This is a genomic window from Pantoea sp. UBA5035, assembly GCF_002415245.1.
Lineage (GTDB): Bacteria > Pseudomonadota > Gammaproteobacteria > Enterobacterales > Enterobacteriaceae > Pantoea > Pantoea septica.
Genome location: NZ_DICD01000003.1, coordinates 300,605 through 320,340, shown reverse-complemented (window position 1 = coordinate 320,340; position 19,736 = coordinate 300,605). Strand labels below are relative to the sequence as shown.

At 56.1% G+C, this 19,736-nt stretch carries 17 protein-coding genes; 8 read left to right on the top strand and 9 right to left on the bottom strand.

Annotated elements, in window-relative coordinates:
• Positions 1-218: 218 nt before the first annotated feature.
• Positions 219-1,151: a RepB family plasmid replication initiator protein gene (locus B3229_RS02365; RefSeq protein WP_033748239.1), complete on the bottom strand. Its 933-nt coding sequence runs from the start codon at positions 1,149-1,151 to the stop codon at positions 219-221.
• A gap of 436 nt (positions 1,152-1,587) precedes the next feature.
• Here B3229_RS02365 and B3229_RS02360 point away from each other — a divergent pair, with 436 nt between their 5' ends.
• Positions 1,588-2,958, top strand: a complete 1,371-nt coding sequence (locus B3229_RS02360; RefSeq protein WP_286868235.1) for an aldehyde dehydrogenase family protein — start codon at positions 1,588-1,590, stop codon at positions 2,956-2,958.
• A gap of 162 nt (positions 2,959-3,120) precedes the next feature.
• Here the strand turns inward: B3229_RS02360 and B3229_RS02355 are convergent, their stop codons facing one another.
• Positions 3,121-4,011, bottom strand: coding sequence for a LysR family transcriptional regulator (locus B3229_RS02355; protein WP_286868233.1), 891 nt, complete (start codon positions 4,009-4,011; stop codon positions 3,121-3,123).
• 105 nt (positions 4,012-4,116) lie between these two features.
• Between B3229_RS02355 and B3229_RS02350 the strand changes: the two genes are divergently transcribed.
• Positions 4,117-4,626 (top strand): phenolic acid decarboxylase, encoded by a 510-nt coding sequence (locus B3229_RS02350; protein WP_048781095.1) that lies wholly within the window; start codon positions 4,117-4,119, stop codon positions 4,624-4,626.
• A gap of 60 nt (positions 4,627-4,686) precedes the next feature.
• Here the strand turns inward: B3229_RS02350 and B3229_RS02345 are convergent, their stop codons facing one another.
• The 4 genes from B3229_RS02345 to B3229_RS02330 all read right to left on the bottom strand — a co-directional run bounded on the left by B3229_RS02345 (position 4,687) and on the right by B3229_RS02330 (position 9,514).
• On the bottom strand, positions 4,687-5,919 hold the full coding sequence (locus B3229_RS02345) for a sensor domain-containing diguanylate cyclase (RefSeq protein ID WP_286868492.1): 1,233 nt from the start codon (positions 5,917-5,919) through the stop codon (positions 4,687-4,689).
• Positions 5,920-6,458: 539 nt separating this feature from the next.
• Positions 6,459-8,003 carry a methyl-accepting chemotaxis protein gene (locus tag B3229_RS02340; protein WP_286868229.1) on the bottom strand — a complete coding sequence of 515 codons (1,545 nt, stop codon included), beginning with the start codon at positions 8,001-8,003 and terminating at the stop codon, positions 6,459-6,461.
• Between the two features lie 358 nt (positions 8,004-8,361).
• Complete coding sequence (locus B3229_RS02335) at positions 8,362-8,880, bottom strand: GNAT family N-acetyltransferase (protein WP_048781102.1); 519 nt, start codon at positions 8,878-8,880, stop codon at positions 8,362-8,364.
• An 88-nt stretch (positions 8,881-8,968) separates the two neighbouring features.
• Positions 8,969-9,514 carry a helix-turn-helix domain-containing protein gene (locus B3229_RS02330; protein ID WP_286868226.1) on the bottom strand — a complete coding sequence of 182 codons (546 nt, stop codon included), beginning with the start codon at positions 9,512-9,514 and terminating at the stop codon, positions 8,969-8,971.
• 102 nt (positions 9,515-9,616) lie between these two features.
• On the opposite strand from B3229_RS02330, the gene B3229_RS02325 reads away from it, so the two are divergent.
• Together B3229_RS02325 and B3229_RS02320 are read left to right on the top strand one after the other, a co-directional pair.
• Positions 9,617-10,282, top strand: coding sequence for an AzlC family ABC transporter permease (locus B3229_RS02325; RefSeq protein WP_286868223.1), 666 nt, complete (start codon positions 9,617-9,619; stop codon positions 10,280-10,282).
• Positions 10,279-10,602 (top strand): AzlD domain-containing protein, encoded by a 324-nt coding sequence (locus B3229_RS02320; protein ID WP_033748218.1) that lies wholly within the window; start codon positions 10,279-10,281, stop codon positions 10,600-10,602. Before B3229_RS02325 ends, B3229_RS02320 begins: the two co-directional genes overlap by 4 nt.
• Here B3229_RS02320 and B3229_RS02315 read toward each other — a convergent pair.
• From B3229_RS02315 to B3229_RS02305, 3 genes are all read right to left on the bottom strand, one after another.
• Positions 10,584-11,129, bottom strand: a complete 546-nt coding sequence (locus B3229_RS02315; RefSeq protein WP_286868219.1) for a GNAT family N-acetyltransferase — start codon at positions 11,127-11,129, stop codon at positions 10,584-10,586. The genes B3229_RS02320 and B3229_RS02315 overlap by 19 nt on opposite strands.
• A gap of 82 nt (positions 11,130-11,211) precedes the next feature.
• The gene (locus B3229_RS02310; RefSeq protein WP_286868216.1) at positions 11,212-12,165 is read right to left on the bottom strand and encodes a glycosyltransferase family 32 protein; all 954 of its coding nucleotides are present in this window, start codon (positions 12,163-12,165) and stop codon (positions 11,212-11,214) included.
• A gap of 19 nt (positions 12,166-12,184) precedes the next feature.
• Complete coding sequence (locus B3229_RS02305) at positions 12,185-13,138, bottom strand: glycosyltransferase family 32 protein (protein ID WP_075203151.1); 954 nt, start codon at positions 13,136-13,138, stop codon at positions 12,185-12,187.
• A gap of 286 nt (positions 13,139-13,424) precedes the next feature.
• On the opposite strand from B3229_RS02305, the gene B3229_RS02300 reads away from it, so the two are divergent.
• From B3229_RS02300 to B3229_RS02285, 4 genes are all read left to right on the top strand, one after another.
• On the top strand, positions 13,425-14,321 hold the full coding sequence (locus B3229_RS02300) for an alpha/beta hydrolase (RefSeq protein ID WP_286868210.1): 897 nt from the start codon (positions 13,425-13,427) through the stop codon (positions 14,319-14,321).
• Between the two features lie 43 nt (positions 14,322-14,364).
• The gene (locus B3229_RS02295; RefSeq protein WP_286868206.1) at positions 14,365-15,063 is read left to right on the top strand and encodes a DJ-1/PfpI family protein; all 699 of its coding nucleotides are present in this window, start codon (positions 14,365-14,367) and stop codon (positions 15,061-15,063) included.
• A gap of 449 nt (positions 15,064-15,512) precedes the next feature.
• A complete protein-coding gene (locus B3229_RS02290; protein WP_286868203.1) occupies positions 15,513-18,224 on the top strand; it encodes a cation-transporting P-type ATPase in 2,712 nt (903 codons plus the stop codon).
• A gap of 309 nt (positions 18,225-18,533) precedes the next feature.
• Positions 18,534-19,733 carry a M20 metallopeptidase family protein gene (locus tag B3229_RS02285; RefSeq protein WP_286868200.1) on the top strand — a complete coding sequence of 400 codons (1,200 nt, stop codon included), beginning with the start codon at positions 18,534-18,536 and terminating at the stop codon, positions 19,731-19,733.
• Positions 19,734-19,736 lie beyond the last annotated feature (3 nt).

Below are 19,736 nucleotides of genomic sequence, written 5' to 3'. Positions count from 1 at the left end.
TCTTTAACTCATTGTTTTAAAGGAATATATAAAAAAATAAGACAGAACAGGAAGGCAGCTCATTGGCTCATTTTTACTGACTACAGTGAACAGTGCCCATTACAGTGAACGCCACGAAGAGCCGACTACAGTGAACGTCAATGCAGTAGCGGCGACTGTCACGTTTTCCATGAAAGTAACAGTGCCGCAGGCAGCATACCGATTACAGTGAATGATACTTATGACTCGTCAAAATCGATCTCGTCGAGAGAGTCGATACTCTCCAGCGTACTGATTCCATCGAGTTTTGGTGTGCGGCTATGGATAATAAAAAAGACCGAGCGCCCACGTTTAACCTCAGAGTAATCAAGATAGCCAATCTCCTTCAGCTGCTCCATCGCGCGTCGTACAACGTGGTTCTGCGTAGTGGTTTTAGAGCCAAGGTTCAGGCGCATACGCAGGCGCGCCAGCGAGATAGGCGCAGGATTGGTCGGCAGGCTCTCAAGAAAGGTATAGAGCGCCTGCGCAGACTCTTTGCGCTTAAGCCGGGATATCGCCCTGAGCTGCAGCAGCACCTTATGGTCGAAGTTATAGAGCTCAAACAGCTTGGGATCGGCCTGAATGCGCACCACATCTTTTTCCCGATCGTAATAGGCTGACTGCACAAGGTGCGTATGGTAAGCCTTGCCATTGCCCTCAAAGGAGAGGGTATTGGTGGCAATGCGACGCAGCGAGGCGTCCAGCCGCTTACGCAACGCCGCTGAGGAGTTAGCGGAAGGAATACCGCACATCTTAACGAAATCGATAAAGGGCAGGGTAACGGTATCGCCCTGAGTAGGGTAACGGGAAAAAGACTGAATGATCCCGGCCCAGGTTTTGAAATCGTTATCCATATCCAGCCTCGCGCCGGTAATGGTAATCTTCTCGTAACCCTCTGCTTTCACCAGCGACAGGTTTTTAAGCTCTTTAGTCGCATCGGTGGAAGCCATTGCACCTGACTTTCCGCGCGCCGTTGATTTCAGTGTCGGGACAAACAGTCCCAGACGCATCAAAGCGACGGGCTGAACAGTATTGTTCTTATTGGGATGAAGCTGAATAACTTCACCGCTGTTTTTGGTCACCGACAGAAAAGGTTCAAGTAACGCTTTGTTTTCACTCTCTTTATCTGCCATAGCATGAGATCTTCATTCTGTGGATGAAAGGGATCGTTTTCTGACTACAGTGAACACTATCACTGTTTACAGTGAACATTCTACAGTGTGCAGTGAATAAAGTACTGATTACAGTGAACTCTTTACTGATTATAGTAAACACGATCACCTTCTGAGCCCTTGTGCCGTGCGGCCTGCGGCGATCGGGGATCTCTTAGGATCTCTTTTAGATCTCTTTATGATCGTTTATTAGGATCTTCTCTCTGTATATGTGGATAAACGATCGTTGCCATGATGCCTGACAGGTGTCGTCTGCAACAGAATGCTTAAAAAACTACGCATGGTGCAATTCCTCTCTTCATAATATGAAAACAACTTACTCACTATTATTCATTTTTCATCACTAATGCAGAAGCGTAGGGTTAACTCATCGTCCACAGACATTCTGAGAGGCACCATGACCGATTACGCTGTTTCAAAAAATCCCGCCAACGGTGAAATTCTGGCTCGCTACCCTATGCAGTCACTGACTGAGCTGGAAAACACCCTTGACGCCAGCGCTGTAGCCTTTAAACAGTGGCGCGAGACCGATATGGCGTCGCGAGTGAAAGTGCTGCGTCAGCTGGCTGAACAGCTGCGCCAGCGCGAACCGGAACTGTCGCGCACTATCACGCTGGAAATGGGCAAACCTCTGGCGCAGGCGCGCGCTGAGATCCTTAAATGCGCCAGTCTGAGCGACTGGTACGCTGAGCACGGCCCGGCAATGCTGGAAGATCAACCCACGCAGGTGCCGGACGCCTGGCAGCGCTTTAAACCTGTTGGTACCATTCTGGCGGTAATGCCGTGGAACTTCCCGTTCTGGCAGGTGCTGCGCGGCGCTGTTGGCATGCTGCTCGCTGGAAATACCTATGTTCTTAAACACGCGCCGAACGTGATGGGCTGCGCCACGCTGATGGCGGAGCTGTTTGACGCAACCGATCTGCCGAAAGGCGCTTTCGCTTCCGTTAACGTCGACAATGACGGCGTTTCCGCCGCGATCAAGGATCCGCGTATCGCCGCCGTCGCCGTAACCGGCAGCGTGCGCGCTGGCTCGGCAATTGCCGCACAGGCGGGCGCAGCCCTGAAAAAAACCGTTCTGGAGCTGGGCGGATCGGATCCTTTTATCGTGCTGGCTGACGCCGATCTGGACGAAGCGGTGAAATCAGCCGTGACTGGCCGCTATCAGAACACCGGACAGGTCTGCATGGCCGCTAAACGCTTTATCGTCGAGACGTCCATTGCAGCGGAATTTGAAGCACGCTTCAGCGCTGCGGTACAGGCATTAACCATGGGCGATCCGCTGGATGAAAAAAATTATCTCGGCCCTATGGCCCGCTTCGATCTGCGCGATGAGCTGCATAATCAGGTTCAACAGTCGCTTCGCGAAGGCGCGCGTCTGGTGCTGGGTGGCGAAAAGATCGCAGGCGAGGGCAATTACTATGCGCCGACGATCCTGTCAGATGTCACCACCGAGATGACGGCGTTTCGTGAAGAGCTGTTTGGTCCGGTCGCGGCGATCGCTATCGCTCGCGACGCCGATCATGCGCTGGCGATCGCCAACGACAGCGAATTCGGTCTGAGCGCCACGGTCTGGACCAGCGATAGCGCTGCGGCGGATCATCTGGCGGATCGGATCGAAACCGGCGCGGTGTTTATTAACGGCAACGGCGCGTCTGATCCTCGCGTCACCATTGGCGGCGTTAAAAAAAGCGGTTATGGTCGCGAACTCTCCCATTTTGGCGTACATGAGTTCTGCAACATCCAGACCGTCTGGAAAAACCGCCGCTAAGGCCTGCTGCGCGACGATAAGAGAAGCGAGGGCATTGCCATCGCTTTTGCAGTTTAAGAGCACCATGCTGCGCTGAGGCGCTTAATTCGCGCTTCGCTGCGTTGATTTCCGATTTGGCAGTAATCTTAAACCTCTGTTTTACTCCCGCGCGACAAAACCGGCTTATTTCGCCTGCGCTATCCGCTCGATAAACATGTCAGCCAGCGCAGAAATTGCACTGTTGCCCGGCAGTCTCTCCTCGTTAATGCGTAACATAAGCGAGGTTGAGCGTCGTCTCCCCTGCAGCAACGGCAGCGGACGAAGTTCGCCGCTCTTCAGTAACGGGGCGATATTCAGCTCCGGCAGCCAGCCATAGCCTAACTGATGCTGGACCGCCTCAATGGCGGCCGATAGCGTAGTGAAGGACCAGCTCTCGGCCTGCTCGCCGTTCAGTTCCGTCTGTTGCTGCTGCTGACGATCCAGAATCGTTATGCAGGGCCAGCGCGCGAGTGTGGCAGCGCTTAGCGGCGCCGGTTCGCTGTGCAGCGGATGCTCGCGATGGGCGACGGCGATAAAATCGACGCTCAGAAGACTTTCTCCCGCTATTTGCTCATCGCCATACTGCGCCACCAGCCAGAGATCGGCCAGCTGTTCGGCCAGCCTGTCAGCCGTCTCGCTACGGACGATTTCGCTTAGCCAGATACGAACATGGGGATAGCGCTGCTGAAACGCATGCAGCACATCGAAAAGCAGCGGTTTCGGCATAATCGCATCAACCATCAGATCGATGCGCGAGCGTTCGCCTCGTTGCAGCGCATTTGCCCTGGCTTCAAGCGCGGTGAATCCCTCCAGCAGCGGACGCACCTGCGCGAGAAGCTGGTGCCCCTCCGCGCTGAGAACGGCGCGACGTCCTTCCTGCCTCAGCAGCGTCATGCCCAGCCGCTGCTGTAGCAGGCCAAGCTGATAGCTTAATGAAGACTGGCTGCGATTGTTCCTCTCCGCCGCCTGCGCAAAGCTGCCTGCCTTCACGACGGCATCAAGTAAATACCACTGTTCGAGCGTTGTTTTGTGCATCTCTATTCATCTAAAAATTGGATTATTAAGCGCTAAAAATAGCGTTATTAATCGTTTTTGCAACGAGTAATAATCTCCTCAAGGCAAATAAATGAGGAGGCCACAATGAGCACTTTCGATAAACACAATCTGTCTGGTCTGGTCGGCAAACATCTGGTCTACACCTACGACAACGGCTGGAACTACGAGCTATATATTAAAAATGCCAACACCGTTGATTACCGCATTCACAGCGGTATGGTGGGCAACCGCTGGGTTAAAAATCAGCGCGCTTATATCGTCCGTCTGGCAGAAGACGTCTATAAAGTTTCCTGGACCGAGCCTACCGGTACCGACGTCAGTCTGGCCGTTAACATGGCCGATAAGGTGTTCCACGGCACCATTTTCTTCCCACGTTGGGTGATGAACAATCCGGAAAAAACCGTCTGCTTCCAGAACGATCACCTGGAAGAGATGGCCAGCTATCGCGAAGCGGGCCCGGCTTATCCCACCGAAGTGATTGATGAGTTCGCGACGCTGACCTTTGTGCGCGACGCAGGAGAAAATAACGACAGCGTGATTGATTGCCCGGCCAGCGAACTGCCCGCCAATTTTCCGGACAACCTGAAAAACTAATGGTCGTCAGAAGAGCTCGTGATGAGCTCTTCTGCTTTCTGATTTGCGAGGATGAAAGCGCTAAAAAAACTGGTATGAACCATCACGTCGCGCTTTCGCCTGGTACATCGCGATATCGGCGTTTTCAAATAGCGTTTCAGCCGATGCTGTACCAAATCGTGCGAGACTGATGCCGATAGCTGCCCCGATCCACACATCCATGCTGTTAATAACAAAAGGCTCTTTCAGACTTTCTATGATGCGCTGAGCGATAGCGGACGCGGCGTCGCGATGGCCGCACTTCGCAGCAACCACAAATTCGTCTCCGCCCAGTCGCGCCACCGAATCGCCTGGACGCATGCAGCGTTGAAGCCGTTCGCCTACCTGCTGCAGCAGGGCATCCCCTGTGGCATGTCCCATCGAATCATTCACCGCCTTGAATCCGTTAAGATCGATAAACAGCACAGTGGTGTACGCCGGATCGTTGCTCTGCGCGAGCATGGCGCGAATCTGGTCGTTGATCCAGGCGCGATTAGGTAAACCGGTTAAGGCATCGCGGGTCGCCAGCGTCTCCAGCATGCGTATTTTTTCTTTGTCACGCGTGATGTCGCGCGAAACCAGCACCGCGCCGATATTGTTGCCTGTAGAAGGATCGCTGACGCCGCAGGCTTTGGTGCCAAGCGTCATATAATGGCCGTCGCGATGAAGCTTGCGCACTTCGACCACGTCCGGCAGCACGCCGCCTTTAAACAGGCTTGCCAGCGCCTCGGCAGCAGGTGCGCGGTCGTCGGGATGCAGAAAATCCACCACCCGTTGACCAATTACTTCTTCGGCCGACCAGCCGATCATTTCACTGTAGGAAGGGGAGATCGAAACGTATCTGCCCTCTGCGTCGCAATGGGCGATAAGGTCAGTGCTGTTTTCTATCAGCAGACGGTATTCCGCCGCCGTGCGCAGCGCATCTTCCAGCGCTTTGCGCTGCCCGGTAATATCAAGAATGAAGCCGTTGTACTGCAGGCGGGAAGCCGCAGGCTGGCCATCCGGCAAGCCTGACACCAGCACGCGTCGCGTCGTGCCGTCAAGACATTGAATCGGCACTTCGATATGAAATGGGGTCACGCACTCTAACGCCGCAGTAAGCTGCAGCGCGATTTGTGCATCATCATCAGCCTGAGCGAATCTTAGCCAGTCGCACAAAGTGACGCCTTTCAGCGCGGGGATCAGGCCTGCAGGGCACTCCTGACTGACAATGCAAATGCCTCGGGCGTCCGTGGTCCAAACAGCGGAAAAGGTAGGTTGGATCACAGGATTCATAGTGGTCGGCTCCATTGTTGGCTGACAATACTGGATAACCTCGATACCCGTCGTGACAAACCTCTCAATCGCCTTGTTAACAGCATTCGCAGACCAGGCAATGCGTCATAAGGCGTGCTGTGCTGCGGCAACGAGCGTCATCAGCGGTGGCGAATGCTGCGGCTTGTCTGACCGCTTTTATATCGCGCCTTTTTACGTGTACAGATGCGCGGCATTCTATTGGTGGCGCGATGCAGGGTCAGAAGTATGAGTCTGTTATTATCGGCAAATCGACCCACAATCTTTAATCATCCCGGCTGATGGCTACGAATCGACCCACAATCTTTAATCATCCCGGCTGATGGCTACGATTGGCAGCAAGCCGCTGTCGCGTATCAGCAGCGCTTTAATTATTGATGATATCCATGGGCCTGGAGGGTGAACAAAGAGGCGTTTTCCAGACGGCGATTTGAAAAAGTCTGGCTGTAGCCAGCCAGACTTAGAGCAGGCAGGGGAATTAGCGGCAATTTCCCCTGAAGAGGCTTGTGGCCTGGCCGGCCTTAGCCCGTTGAAAGGCGGAAGGTTGAAACAGAGTGGGTCAGATGTTGCACCTGATCTTCAAGCGATGCCGCTGCCGCAGCCGACTCCTGTACAAGCGCTGCGTTTTGTTGGGTAACGGAATCCATTTCAGTGACCGCTTTTTCAATTTGCGCGATACCGCGACTCTGCTCGTCAGAGGCGGTTGAAATATGTTCCATCAAGACGTTCACGCGGCTGACAGAGGAGATGATGGCATTCATCGCCTCTCCTGTCCGGCTGACCTGCTCAGAGCCTCTGCCGATGATGTTGACCGACTCGGCAATCAGGCTTTCAATTTCCTTCGCCGCAACGGCGCTGCGCTGCGCGAGGTTACGTACTTCACCGGCGACAACGGCGAATCCTCGTCCCTGTTCGCCGGCGCGGGCGGCTTCTACGGCTGCGTTGAGCGCCAGAATATTGGTCTGAAAGGCAATGCCGTTAATCACGCTAATAATATCTTCAATTTTCTTCGAACTTGAATTAATCAGGTCCATTGAAATAATCACCTCACGCGAAACATTTTCTCCTTTATGCGCATTTTCAACCGCTTCACCTGTAAGACGACAGGCTTCATACACATTATCTGTATTCTGTTTTACCGTCGCGCCAAGCTCTTCCATACTGGCTGCCGTTTGCGTTAATGCAGCCGCCTGCTGTTCCGTTCGGGAAGCGAGATCGACGTTCCCTGCCGCTATTTCGCTGGAGGCGGAGGAAACGGAATGAGCGGAATCACGTACCTGCATAATAATCGTCGTCAGGGACAAGCGCATAGCCTCAAGTGAACGCATCAGGCTCTGAATTTCGCTGCGCGAAGCAGACTTAACCGGAACGGGCGTATCAAGATGGCCATCCGCGATTAAATTACATTGTTTTCCCGCGTTGATTAAAGGCGTAAGCACAAAGCGATGCATCAGTATTGATATAGCAATCACCACCAGGCCAAATAAACTCCCAATTAACAGCAGCAGCATAACGCCTGAGCTGAAATGGCTCTGGGCATCTTCATTCAGTTTTTTCGCGTAGGCTTCATGCTGCGCCAGCACTTTATCCAAGATGATTTCATAGGCGCGATCAAGACGAATGACATCAGGCAGGCGTTCCCTGAATCGAGCCTGATCCCGGGCTTCAGCCGCCTCTATTAGAGGCTGAATGCCCTGATTTCTGTAGGCCAGAAAAGCCTGACGATAGGCCTCAGCCTCCGCTTCTTCGCCCTTGAGTCGAGGGCTGTCGAGATAGGCGTGAAACGCCACGTCCGCTTTCTCTGCGGCCGCTTTCACGCCCTCCAGCGACGCGGCCGACTGGCCGTCATTGACCTCAATCTCTTTCATGTATTCCATTAACCGGACGCGCAGGGTGCGGCTGTGGTTGATGGGATCGATAACGGAGAGCACGACGCGAATCTCTTTATTCACAGCATTAAGAGATTCATTGCTGCGGACCAGCAACCAGATGCTTACCGCAACGCTGGTCAGGAAGAGGATTATCATCAATGAAAACACGAGCAGCGAAGATTTTTTCAGCGACATATCAAATTTCCAGTTTACTAAGGTTAGCCGGTATATCGGCCTTGCCGGCTTACTCCTTAGTTGATTACGCGCTGACTGACGTGTTATTTACTTAAACCAATGATTAGTTTGATAATGAATCGAGAAAAATAAGAACGGACCAGCTGGTTCATAAAGAGGACGCTGGTTATAAATGGCGTGATATTTTTAAGGGGCAAGCAGTGCGAGGTGTTAATACTCTCTTCATGTCGTCTGGCGAGAAAAATTGCCGTGGGCAGACAACGTTAAACCTGTCTCTGTATTAACCCCAACACTATGCTGAAAAAGAGAAGCAGAAAGGATTAGCGAATATATAAAATATGAAACGCTAAAACCCGCTTTATTCCGGCGAAGTGGCGTTGCCTTCGCCAAGCTCGCGCTGCATAAGGTGCGTATCCAGCCAGCTGCCATGCTTAAATCCTACCGCTTTCAGCACGCCGGTTGCGCGAAAGCCGAGCGCGCGGTGCAACCCGATCGACGCCTGGTTGCTGTTGCCTGCGATCACGGCGACGATCTGCCGGAAACCGCGCGCTTCGGCAAGACGAATAGCTTCTGTCAGCAGGGCGCGGCCAGCGCCGCGGCCGGTATGTTCAGGATCGAGATAGATCGAATCTTCCAGCGTGAAGCGATAGGCGTAACGGGGACGATAGGGCGCAAGATAGCAATAGCCGATCAGGGTATCCTCCTCCATTGCCACCAGCCAGATTCCGCCTTTCTCCAGTAGCGCGTTGAGCCGGTTCTGCATCTCCTCGACGCCAGGCGGCTCGGTTTCAAAGGTGGCGCTGCCATGCAGTACATGCCAGGCGTAGATATGTTGAATCGCGGGTATATGATGGGCTGTGGCGGGAAGAATGCGCATAATGTCCTCGTAAGCAATCTTGATAACGCCATACTACACCTGCGCTAACCTGTCGGCAGCAGCGCGAGCCATAGGAAAAAGTGATGGCTCAACTATGCTCCATCACCAGCACCGCCAGCGTATCCGGCTCCAGCGCGCGAAACACGTGCTCCTCATCGCCTGCGTAACAGATGTAGTCGCCGGGATGCAGTTCAACGGGTGATGCCTTCGGACCGACCAGTGCGCGGCCCTGGGTGACAATAATATGCTCGATAGTACCGGGCGAGTGGGGCAGCGAGCCGCGTTCGCTGCCGGGCTGGGTATTCAGCAGATAGATGTCGCGCCGCGCGCCGGGCGGACAGGTCGCCAGCAGCACCGCCTGATAGTCCGCCAGCTCGGCGGTGACTGTTGGCCCTTCACCGCGTCGGATTATCTGCATCCGTTTCTCTTCCGGCTCCATCAGGCGCGCGAAGGGGATGTTCAGCGCGACGCACAGCGCCCACAGCGTTTCAATGCCGGGATTGCCGTTGCCCGCTTCCAGCTGCGACAGCGTAGACTTGGCGATGCCCGCACGGCGCGCAACTTCAGCCAGCGAAAGGCCGGCGCGCTGACGTTCGCGCACCAGGCCATTGGCAATAATTGTGATCGGGGTCACGTTAACTCCTGTTTTTTAAATCGAACGAATCGTTCGTATTGTAAAGCGATTCTGCTGCGTTCATTATAATGTAAATTTCGTTCGTTATAGGAAGAATTTCTTATGCAAAGGCAGCGCATCCCCTTAAGCCGGGAAGTAATCAAAGCCATTATTCTGGTCTGTCTGGCCGACGGCATCGTCGGCTTATCCTACGGCTCGCTGGCCAGTGCTGACGGCTTCCCGCTCTGGGTGCCTGTGGCGTTGTCGACGCTGGTGCTGGCGGGTGCCTCGGAATTTCTGTTTATCGGCATCGTGGCGGGCGGCGGCAGTCCGATCACCGCGGCGCTGGCGGGTCTGCTGGTCAATGCGCGTCACCTGCCGTTCGGCATCGCAGTGAAAGATCTGGTGGGGAGCGGCGCGCGCGGCCTGTTCGGCTGCCACATCATGAACGATGAAAGCGTGGTGTTCGGCATTTCCCAGTCAACGCTGGCGCAGCGGCGGGCCGCATTCTGGCTGTGCGGTATCGGGATTGGCCTGATCTGGCCGCTGACGGTGATCACCGGCGCCGCCATTGGCCAGTTTATTCCCGACGTCTCCGCCATCGGGCTGGACGCCGTGTTTCCAGCTATTCTCATCGCGCTGATATTCCCGGCGCTGCGTCAGCGCCGCACGCTGATCCCGGCGTCTGGCGGCGCGCTGTTGTCGATTCTGGCGACGCCTTTCGTTCCGGCCGGCATGCCGGTGTTGTTTTCACTGCTGGGATTACTGTCGTGGAGGATGCGGAAATGAGCCATCAGGCCCTGATTATCGCGGGTATCGCGCTGCTGGCGTCCGGGACATATCTGATGCGGCTGGCGGGCGTTAAGCTCGGCAACCGACTGCCGATCGCGGAGCGAACCCAAACCATGCTGTCGGACGCGGCGACGATACTGCTGCTGGCGGTCGCCTCTACCAGCACGCTGTTCGAAGGCCAGCATTTTGCCGGCATGGCGCGGGTGCTGGGCGTGGCCTTCGCCATCTTTCTCGCCTGGCGCAAGGCGCCGCTGATCGCAGTGATTATCGGCGCCGCCGTGATGACGGCCGCGCTGCGCTACTGCGGCGTGCCCTGAGCGTCGCGCCACTGCGCAAGCGTTATCTCAAAGGTCAGACTGGCGGGCGCGTCGGGCACATCGTAAACGTGCCCGTTCACCGTAAAGCCCGCCTTCTCCAGCACGCGCTGGGAGGCGAGATGGTTTGCCCGCACCGCGGCGTCGATAACCTGTAGCCCGCACTCCTCAAAGCCATAGCGCACCATCGTGCGCGTAAATTCGGTCGCCAGGCCCTGGCCCCAGGCGTGGGTCGCCAGACGATAACCCAGGTTATTTACCGGCTTGCCGCCAAATTCGCGTAGGCTGAAACCGCCAAAGCCCAGGATCTCACAGGGGGCATCGCGCTGTATCAGCGCCATATTGCCAAAGCCGTGCTGCTGCCAGTGCGCAATCCAGCGATCCAGCAGCTGCTGCGCCTCGTCCAGATTTTCCAGCGGCCCGGCGGGGTTGAAGGTATTAGTGGCGGGATCGCCATAAATACGCATCAGCATTTCTCTGTCCTGCGCGACAACGGGGCGTATCACTAAACGTTCGGAAATCAACTGCATGTTCAGATCCCTGTGGCGGCGATGACCGGCGGTCATCCGCCCACCAGCATAGCCTGTTTTTCTCCCTGAATAACGCGCGGCGTTAAGGCGCGCGCTGCGGCGTCAGCAGCTTGCCCATTACGCTGTCGCGCTCAAGGATATTCAGCTTGCGCGCCAGCGGCAGAAAGCGGCGATCGTCGTTGGTGAGTTTAATCAGTTTGGGATGCGTCGCCGGCTCGCGCGCGCAGAGCAAAAACAGCGACATCTTCAGGCTGTCCCACTGGAACACGTCCTGATAGAAGAAGGCGGAGCTTTCGCACTTTTTCAGATAGCAGCTAAAGCCGGGCTGTTCCCGCATCACAATCTGGCAGAGAAAATTGATAATGATATAGCTGCCGCGGTTGATGCCCTGACGGATCTCGGCAAAATCGCTGCGTCGGGTAATTTGCGCGTAGTAGTCGTCGATGCCGATCTGCGTCAGCGGCATAATCAGCTCCAGCCAGCGAGCGATAAACGCGTTGCCCGGCGGGGAGGCGAGGAACCAGGCTTCCACCACCGGAAAGGCTTTGTCCACTGTGGTGCCGTCGCTGTAGTAGCCGACGATATCGTAACCGCTGCGCTGGTGCACCCAGGAGAAGTCCTGATAGACCAGCGTTGAGCTGTCGACCCAGATGCCGCCGTAGCTTTTCAGCAGAGCGAGGCGGATCACGTCGCCTTTATGGGACATGCCGATCTGCGCGTAGTCAAAGCGCAGCCACGGCAGAAATTCCCTGACCGACTCGCGATTGAGCAGATGAATCTGGTGGTCCGGGTTCATCTGCTTCATTTTGACGTAAAACGCCTGAATAAAGTCGGGCGGCGTCAGGTTGTCCCAGTACATCCAGATCACTTTTGGAATAGCGGGCGCCGCCGTAGAGGCTCGCCGACCGATATCTTTTACGTCGTTTTCGTGCGCCTCTGAATAGGCCAGATCGGGAAAGCGAAAAAGGCGCAGCTTATATAAAACATAAAGCAGGAGAAATTTTGCCGTTCTGAGATGTCGTTTCAGCTGTTCCATTTTTTTATCCGCTTATTGATTAAGGATGCTGTTGTTCCAGCATTAATTTCCCGAGAATACTTTCTGCGTCGAGAATGCGCAGCTTACGGGCCAGCGGTAAAAACTGGCGGTCGCTGTTGGTCAGCTTAATCAATTTCGGATGGGTGGTCGGCTGGCGCGTACAGAGTAAAAACAGCGACATCTTCAGACAATTCCACTTAAAGACGTTCTGATAATAAAAGGCCGAGGTTTCGCATTTTTTAAGATAAAGGTTAACGCTATCCGCTTCGCGCATGGCAATCTGGCAGAGGTAGTTAGTGGTTAAATAGCTGCCGCGTGGAATGCCCTGTTTAATGCGCTCGAAATCGGGACGATCTTTGATGCGATTGTAGTAGTCATCGACGCTGATCTTGGTCAGCGGCATGATCAGATCCAGCCAGCGGCTGACGAACGGATTTTCAGGCGGCGCGCACATAAACCAGGTTTCGATCACCGGAAAACGCGCATCCTGGGTGTTGGCGTCGCTGTAGTAGCCCACCATGTCATAGCCGCTGCGTTCATGCACCCAGCTGAAATCCTGATAAACCAGCGTCGAGCAGTCAACCCAGATCCCGCCGTAGCGCTTGAGCAGGGCGAGGCGAATGACGTCGCTTTTATGCGCCAGTCCAATCCCCTGGAAATCGAAATGCAGCGTGGGAAGATATTTTCTCAGGCTGTTGCGGTCGAGCAGGATAATTTCATGCGCCTGATTAATCGTCTTCATTTTTTGATGGAAGGCCATGATATGGTCAGGCGGGTTAGGAGTGTCCCAGTACATCCAGATCACTTTTGGGATAGCGCTTTTTTCGCTGTCATGTCTGGTGAGAATATCTAATGCCTCATTTTCATGGCTATCAGAATAGGCGAGGTCGCTGAATTTGAATAATCTCAGTCGAAACAGGGCGTACAGACATAAAAAGCGTACAACCCTTATCTGGTATTTAAGGCGATCCATTTAACAACCTCTGATTAATGGCTTTGCTGGTGTCGGTTGAAAGGAGCATCGGCGCGTTTGTCGTAACAAACGTCCGGCATCAAAATAAAAAAAGTCTGGTCGAATGCTGAAATTTAACGATCTGTGATGTCGATTCGCAATCCCTGTATCGCTAAATCAGAGTTTAGCTAGCGGCTCTGATAAGCAGGCATAAACCAATGTAATCTGTTCTATTGCGAAAGCTTCTCATTATCACGTGTGATTTGTTAGGATGGCGAATCTTTTCGTCAGGTCAGGAAGGCTTTTCATGCAATACCCGCTGAAGATTTTCTCCACGGCGCTGCTGGCGCTCAGCGTTGGTTTGACGCTCGCGACACAGGCGAACGCCAGGCCACACATGGCTCCGCTGGGCGACAACGTTGCCGATCGCGGCTCGGCGTTTTATCGCTTTACCAGCCAGACCTTCACCTCTGCCGATGGCCTGCGCCGCTATAAAGTCTGGCTCGGCGTGCCGAAGCAGGCGGCGCCGACAGCGGGCTTCCCCGTGCTCTACCTGCTGGATGGCAATGCGGCGATGGCGCGTCTCAGCGAAGATCGCCTGAAGCAGCTGGCGGGACACCAGCCGCCGACGCTGGTGGCGGTGGGATATGACACCCGATTGCCGTTCGACGTCGAGTCGCGCGCGTTCGACTACACCCCGCCTGGCGGGCAGCGCGGCGATGCGCGGCATGAACGCTATCCAGGCGGCGGCAGTCACGCCTTTCGCGCGCTGCTTCTGGAGCAGATTATGCCCTGGGCGGAGAAACAGGCGAAAAGCGATCCGCAGCGGCGGGCGCTGTGGGGCCACTCTTATGGCGGACTCTTCGTGCTGGATACCCTCTATAGCGACGCCGCTTTTACTCACTATTTCAGCGCGGCACCGTCGCTGGGCTGGCGCCATCAGCGCATCGTCGAGCTGGCGCAGCAGGCTGCGCCGCAGGCGCTGAGCGGTAAAACCCTCTATCTGATCGAAGGGGACGGGCGCAGCGATCGCCGTGAAGAGAAGCGCGCTGCGCAGCTTAACGAGGCCGATCGAGCGCTGATCGCTACGCTGCGCGATAAAGGCGTCAGGCTGCATGAAATACGTTATCCTGGTCAGACGCACGGCGAACTGCTGCCCTCTTCGCTTGAGGCAACGCTGAAAATCGTCTCTGGCGCGCAGTAACGCACGCGTCGCCCTTATCCACAGCTCATAAAGGATCGCCGCCATGAAAACGCCGCTGCATATCGGCATACTGCTTTTCCCTGATGTCACCCAGCTTGATCTTACGGGACCTTTCGAGGTGTTCGCCCGCACGCCGGACGTGGTGTGTCATCTGGTCTGGAAGGATAAACAGCCGGTGCGCTCGGATCGCGGCTTAATGCTGCTGCCGAGCTGCGACTTTAGCGACTGCCCGCCGCTGGACGTGATTTGCGTGCCAGGCGGGCCGGGCCAGATTGCGCTGATGTCGGACAGTGAAACGCTGTGCTTTTTGCGCCGTCAGGCAGAGCAGGCGCAGTTTATTACCTCCGTTTGCACCGGATCGCTGGTGCTGGGCGCCGCCGGGTTGCTGCGCGGCTATCGCGCTACCTCGCACTGGAGTTCGCGCGATCAGCTGGCGCTGTTGGGGGCGGAGCCGGTTGACGCGCGCGTGGTGCGCGACCGCAACCGGCTAACCGGCGCGGGCGTCACCTCAGGGATCGATTTTGCGCTGACGCTGGTCGCGGAATTACGGGGTCACGATGTCGCTCAGTCGATTCAGCTGCAGATCGAGTACGATCCCGAACCGCCGTTTAATGCCGGATCGCCGCATTCCGCTCTGCCTGAACAGGTCGAAGCAGCTCGCGCGCAGATGGCGGATTTTATCGCGGTCAGACGCCGCGCAACGGAGCTGGCGGCGAGGAATCTTGCGCAGAATAAAGCGTAAACAGAGCCATTTTTTATATTGCTGTTTAGCTGCCGTTTAATTTGCGGCAGAGATCTGTTTACGCCATGTCTAAATGCCTACGGAAAAAAGGGGTATTTTTATTGCAAAAGAATAGGGCCAGTTAAATAAGCTACCCTCGCCATAAAAGTTAACGCTTACAAGAAATTATCAACTACGTAATATGTCAGCCAGCCTACGGCGCTGGTCGCGGCAACAGCAAAAACTACAAATATTAACACCTTGATTTTTAAGTTATTTTCCACGATTCTCGCTCGCTTTGTTTCGACGATAACTGATATGACGGGATAATTATTCCGGCAACAGTTTTACTGAATTAAAACAACAAAAATATGACCTGAATCAGTATCGGCTTATTTAAGCTGTCGCACTATGCTGGCCCATTTAATTTAACTGCGATCCAGTCGCCGGTTGCCTGCACGGAGTAAGAAATGAATAACGACCGCAAGACATTGCAAAATGCCGCTTTAAAAGCGCGGCCGTGGTATCAGCATCGAAGCGAAGCCGTTTTCGCCGAGCTTGATAGCTCCCCGCAAGGGCTATCTGTCGACGAAGCGCAGGCGCGGCTGGCGAAAAACGGCCCCAATACGCTGCCGCAAAAGAAACCTCAGCCGGCCTGGCTGAAATTTCTGGCCCACTTCAACGATATGCTGATTTATATCCTGCTGGCGGCGGCGGTGATTACGGCGATTATGGGCCACTGGGTCGATACCTTTGTCATTCTTGGCGTGGCGGTAATCAACGCGTTCATCGGCTTTATTCAGGAGAGCAACGCCGAGAAGTCATTAAAGGGCATACAGAATATGCTCTCGAATGAGGCGGTGGTGGTGCGCGGCGGCGAGATTATGACGGTGCCGGGCGAAACCCTCGTGCCTGGCGACGTGGTGATGCTGCGGCCCGGCGATCGTATTCCTGCGGACTTGCGGCTGTTCGAAGTGCACAACCTGCGCGTGGAAGAAGCTATCCTGACCGGCGAATCGACCGTAGTGTCGAAAAGCAGCGAGGCGCTCGAAGGTGATAAATCGCTGGGCGACCGGCTCAATCTTGCCTTCTCCGGCACCACCGTCAGTTCCGGCACCGCCTCAGGCGTGGCGATCGCTACCGGCCGCAACACCGAGCTGGGTCATATCAACGATATGATGAGCGACATCGAGACGGCCAAAACGCCGCTGCTGCTGCAAATCGATAAGCTCGGCAAAGCGATTTTCGCGGCGATCCTGCTGATGATGGCCGGACTCTTTGTCTTTGGGTATCTGCTGCGCGACATTCCGCTGGCCTCACTGGCGCTGTCGGTGATCAGTCTGGCAGTGGCGGCGGTGCCTGAAGGCCTGCCGGCAATTATCTCAATTATTCTTTCGCTCGGCGTGCAGTCGATGGCGCGCAAAAACGCGATTATCCGCAAGCTGCCGACGGTTGAAACCCTGGGCGCCATGTCGGTAATCTGTTCTGACAAAACCGGCACCCTCACCATGAACGAGATGACGGTGAAAGCGGTGGTGCTGGCGGAAAGCCGGTGGCGCGTGAGCGGCGACAGCTACGAGCCGGTGGGCGAGATTGTCCCCGAGACGCCGGACAGCGGACTTATCGCGGCGCAGGATCCGGTCATGTCGCGCTTTCTTGCCGCCATCGATATCTGCAACGAAAGCCAGATCCAGCAGGATGCGGCAGGGCGCTGGCGCATCGTCGGCGGACCGACCGAGGGGGCGCTGAAAGTGCTGGCGGCGAAAGGGGGCGTAAAGGCGGGCCAGCAGCAGCTGACCAGCAAACTGCCGTTCGACTCGCTCTATAAATATATGGCGGTCAGCGGCGAAGCGGACGGCGAGGCCTGGGTGTTGATGACCGGCGCGCCGGACGTGCTGCTGTCGCTCTGCACGCATCAGCAGAGCGCCGACGGCGCGCAGCCGCTGGATCGCGCCTACTGGGAGGCGGCAATTACTCGCTACGCCAGCGAAGGGTTGCGCACCGTCGCAGCGGCGTGGAAACGCGTGCCAAACGCGATCGCAGCGCTGGATCATGGGGATCTGCGTGAGGAGATGGTGCTGCTGGGCCTCGCCTGCATGATGGATCCGCCGCGTCCGGAAGCGGTCGCGGCTATCGATGACTGCCAGCAGGCCGGCATCCGCGTCAAGATGATCACCGGCGATCATCAGGAAACGGCAATGGCGATCGGCAAAATGCTGGGCATCAGCAACAGCGATAAAGCCCTGACGGGACGCGATCTGGAGCATATGAGCGACAGCGAGCTTGCCGAAGCGGCGCGTCAGTACGATATCTTCGCGCGCACCAGCCCGGAGCATAAGCTGCGTCTGGTGAAGGCGCTGGCCGCCAGCGGCGAAGTGGTCGGCATGACCGGCGATGGCGTCAACGACGCGCCTGCGCTGAAGCAGGCGAGCGTCGGCATTGCGATGGGCATCAAAGGTACAGAGGTGACCAAAGAGGCCGCCGACATGATCCTCGCCGATGACAACTTCGCGACCATCGCCGCCGCGGTGAAAGAGGGGCGGCGAGTCTACGATAACCTGATTAAAACCATTCTGTTTATTATGCCGACCTGCCTGGCGCAGGGGCTGCTGATTATTATCGCCATTCTGATGGGCAACCTGCTGCCGCTGACGCCGGTTCAGATCCTGTGGATGAATATGGCGACCTCCGCCACGCTCTCATTTGGTCTGGCGTTTGAAGCGGCCGAGGCGAATGTGATGCGCCGTCCGCCGCGCGACGTCAGCGCCTCGGTGATGGACGGTTACGCCGTCTGGCGTATGCTCTTCGTCGGCCTGCTGATCTCCGTCAGCGCCTTCGTTCTCGAAGCCTGGCTGCAGACGCGCGGCTATGAGCCGGAATTCATCCGCACCGTGCTGTTGCAGATGCTGGTCACCGCGCAGTGGGTCTATATGCTGAACTGCCGCAGCACCAACAGCTTCTCGCTCGACAGCGGCATGCTGAAAAATCGCGGCATCTGGCTGGTGAGCGGCGTGCTGGTACTGCTGCAGGCGCTGATTATCTATCTCCCGCTGATGAATACCCTGTTCGGCACGCGCCCGCTGCCGTTTAAATACTGGGTTATCGCCTTTATCGTCGGCGCCGCGATCTTCGTCGTCGTCGAGCTGGAAAAACAGCTGACGCGCCGCTGGCGCCGCGCCTGATTAACGCTGAAAACGCCCTGTTCGCAGGGCGTTTTTTTATCGGCGGCAGCACACTTTGTGCAATAACATAATTAGACGATGTGATGAACGATCGGGGATTATTAATAATCTTGCTGATCCGCTGCATTCTCAGGCGCATTAAAACCAGGCTTTTATAATTTATTGATTTTAATGCTTTTTCACTAATATCCCGCGCGTTGCTTTCTGCTTTCCTCTGTGAATAAATAAAGCCTGCAAACACAACAATATAGCCAGCGGCCCGATCCGCTGCGCCTGACGCCGTAAGTAAAGGCATTCTGCAGGGAAAATATGACTGACGAAAAAGCACGTCTGGCCAGGGAAATAAGCGCCAGAGTGGCCGATCTTGAGCCGCAACTGATCGCCATCCGACGCGATATCCATGCGCATCCGGAGCTCGGCTTCGATACGGTGCGCACTGCGGAGATCGTCGCCAGCTGGCTGCGCGCCCATGGCCTCACTCCCCAAACAGGCGTCGGCCGCACCGGCGTGCTGGTGGACATTGTCGGCGCGCAGCCGGGTAAAACGCTGCTGCTGCGCGCGGATATGGACGCGCTGCCCATCCAGGAGCAGACCGGTCTCTCCTTCAGCAGCACGCTGCCTGGCAAAATGCACGCCTGCGGACACGATCTCCATACCGCCACGCTGCTTGGCGTCGCCGCGATCCTGCCGCACTACCGTCAACAGCTGAAAGGCCGAGTGCGGCTTATCTTCCAGCCTGCGGAAGAAACGCCGGAAAGCGGCGCGGAAGCGATGATCGTCGATGGCGCCGCTGAAGGCGTAGACTGGGCCGTCACGCTGCATAACAAGCCGGAGCTGGCGGCCGGCGACGTGGCGCTGACGCGAGGCGGCAGCACCGCCTCGAGCGACGAGTTCGACGTGCGGGTGCATGGCATTTCGACGCACGCCGCGCGGCCCCATATGGGCGTTGATCCCATCGTTGCCGCGGCTTCTTTGATCGGCCAACTGCAAACGCTGATCTCGCGCGAACGCGATCCGGCCCATTCCGCTGTGCTGACCATTGGCCATATCCAGGGTGGCGCCACGCACAATATCATTCCCGACAGCTGCCTGCTTCAGGGCACTATCCGCACGAAATCGCCGCAGGTGCGCGCCGATATGGAAGCCTCCTTCCGTCGCATATGCGCAGGCGTCGCGCTGGCGATGAACGTGCGCGTCGAGGTGGACTATCTGCGTGGCGTGCCGCCGCTGATGAATGACGACCGGCTGATTGACGCGCTGGAGGAGATTCTTTCGCATCAGTTCGGCAAACCCATCGTCGCGAAACCGAGCGACAGCTTCGGCGCCGAAGATTTTTCCCTGTTTACCGAGCGCGCGCCGGGTTGTCAGATCCATATCGGCTCCGGCACGCCGGGCCGCGACGACCACTTGCATAACTCCGATTATCAGCCGGATGAGCGCAGCATCGCCGCCGGCGCCCAGGCGCTGGTGCGCCTGTCTGTCGATCTGCTTTCTGACAATAATAAATGAGGA